The sequence below is a fragment of the Nocardia farcinica genome (assembly GCF_029867845.1).
Classification (GTDB): domain Bacteria; phylum Actinomycetota; class Actinomycetes; order Mycobacteriales; family Mycobacteriaceae; genus Nocardia; species Nocardia farcinica_A.
This window is the reverse complement of record NZ_JARWRU010000910.1, coordinates 1-2,120: the sequence shown is the minus strand read 5'-3', so window position 1 is coordinate 2,120 and position 2,120 is coordinate 1. Positions and strand designations below refer to the sequence as shown.

Sequence of the window (2,120 nt, the reverse complement as noted above, 5' to 3'; positions counted from 1 at the left end):
CGTCGGGCTCGCCAGCCCCGCCATCACCCCCCCCGCCCCCCCCCCCCCCCCCCCCGCGGGGGCGGGGGCTGGGTCTACACCCCCGGGCCCTCGCGCATACTCGCACACGACCAACCGGCACCCAGCACGGAAACCAGTTCTGCCGACCACCAATTCGCCGGAATGCCGCGCCACCTCGAGGAGCCCTGGATGAACCACAAGCACGGCGACGAGACCCTGGACAGGATCGTCCACCCCGTCGAGGTCACCGCCGCCAACGCGATGCGCGCCGAGGGACAGCTGATCGACGCCGTGCGGACCGCCCGCGCCCAGGGCGCCAGCTGGCAGGCCATCGCCGCCGCGGCCGGCGTCTCACCGCTGGAAGCCGAACGACGATGGGCCACCCGCACCCACACCCCGCTCGCCGAACTCGGCGCCGCGGTCATCGAGCCCTGGAAGACCCGCCTGGCCAACTACGACCACGCACAGGTCGAGCGACCCGAAATCCCCCGCGCTCTCGTCGCCGACCTGCTCCTGGCCACCACCCACGCCCGACAACTGCTCGACGAGATCACCGCAGTCACCGACCGGCTCGCCGACACCCAGGACACCGTCGTAGCCACCGCAGCCGACACGGCATCGACCGCACTCGCTGCAGGTGCCGACACCGCCGACCAGCAAGCCCGCCACCTGCGCACCGCGCTCACCCAGCTCGGCACCATCGACAAGCACGACCGGTAGCGTCCGAGGTGCCCGCGAACCCCACCGGAACCCTTTTCACTTCGGACACCCGGTCCTGCCGCCCTATGATCGCTCCAGCATGAGCCGGACTGGGCGGGCGTGCCATACAGCGACTGGGGGTGCGAGGTGGCTCGCAAGAAGCTGACCATCGAGTTCGACAAACCGCTCCCGTCGGAGCTGTACGCGAACATCATCTCGGCGACGTGGATGAACATGCGCGCGATCGCCGATGCCGCAAACTTCGAGTTCACCATCCACCACGATGGTGAGTCCTCATTGAGCGTGGAGTTGAACAACCACTGGGACCGGTTCGCCACGGAAGCCTGGTGGGACACGGAATAACCCGGCGCCACCAGCTCCATCGACGCGGGACCCCCAGAGCGCACGCCCTCTGGGGTCCCGGCCGGTTCGTACCCTGCCCGGCGCTGCTCAGAACGGAGGCTCGGCGATGCGTCGTCCGTCCCGTCCGGGCGACTGCTTCGTCGTCCAGATCCGTGCCTCCATGTCCGCGTTGTACTCCGAACACGAGTACCGGTGGAGGTGGAGACATTCCGCCGGCCAGCGATTGCTGTGGATGTCGTCCAGGTCGACGACCGATCCGTTGCGCTTGGCTGCGAACCGATTACCCCGAGCTGACTCGGAGGTCGGGTACATCTTCGCGTCGAACAGCTTGTTCCCGCCGTAGATAGTGGGCAGCCACACCACTTCCATCGAGCAGTACTGGCAGATGATCGTTTCAGGTTTCCAAGACCGCACAACATGATTGTGCTGCTGGGCACCGACGCCGAGCAGCACAAGGGCGCACTAGGGCATCGACTCCAGCACGTGGCCGACCCAATCCATGAACTGTCCGACCCAATCCATAACCGACCCGACATGGAGCACGAACTCCAGGACTCGACACAGCTGCCGCAGCAGCGGGACGACGGTGTCTTCGACAGGTTCCGGGCAAGGTGAAGCTGTCGGTTCGTCGTCTTCACATCGTGCGGGCGCACGACCCCTCTCGGTCGAGAGCGGGCACCGCGGACTGGGAACAGTTCCGGGGAGATCCGGCGAGAGGAAGTGGCAGTTCGCGCAGCGACCGAGCATCCCAGGCTCCTCATCACCTAGAGAAGAGTTGCCCGGCCCGAGGCCAGCAGCGTGCTGCCATCGACGATAGCGCGCGCGGCTCCACGCTGCACCACCGCCGCAGACCTGTCGGTCCCCTCCAGTAGAATCGAGGGCACTGCGAAGGTTGCGGGTTCGAATCCCGTCGGGTCCACCACGAGGGCCCGTAGCTCAATGGTTAGAGCAGCGCACCGTCCGTAAACAGGAGTCGAAAAGTATAGCCCACCCGGCGGGGGCCTTTGGAGGTGCAGATAAACGGCCCAGCTGTGACACCGAAAAACGCCCCGAGATGG

The 2,120-nt window shown here is 66.7% G+C and carries 4 protein-coding genes; 3 read left to right on the top strand and 1 reads right to left on the bottom strand.

All coding sequences use genetic code 11. The features are described from left to right. The first annotated feature begins 189 nt into the window (after positions 1 to 189). Entirely contained in the window at positions 190 to 720 is a 531-nt protein-coding gene (locus QH283_RS20060; RefSeq protein ID WP_280504521.1) for a hypothetical protein, read from the top strand. A gap of 126 nt (positions 721 to 846) precedes the next feature. Beyond that, entirely contained in the window at positions 847 to 1,062 is a 216-nt protein-coding gene (locus QH283_RS20055) for a hypothetical protein (RefSeq protein WP_060595324.1), read from the top strand. An 87-nt stretch (positions 1,063 to 1,149) separates the two neighbouring features. On the opposite strand, the gene QH283_RS20050 is transcribed toward QH283_RS20055, so the two are convergent. Beyond that, positions 1,150 to 1,431 carry a hypothetical protein gene (locus QH283_RS20050; RefSeq protein ID WP_050768391.1) on the bottom strand — a complete coding sequence of 94 codons (282 nt, stop codon included), beginning with the start codon at positions 1,429 to 1,431 and terminating at the stop codon, positions 1,150 to 1,152. Between the two features lie 48 nt (positions 1,432 to 1,479). Between QH283_RS20050 and QH283_RS20045 the strand changes: the two genes are divergently transcribed. Next, complete coding sequence (locus tag QH283_RS20045) at positions 1,480 to 1,677, top strand: hypothetical protein (protein WP_050768390.1); 198 nt, start codon at positions 1,480 to 1,482, stop codon at positions 1,675 to 1,677. The last annotated feature ends 443 nt before the right edge of the window (positions 1,678 to 2,120 follow it).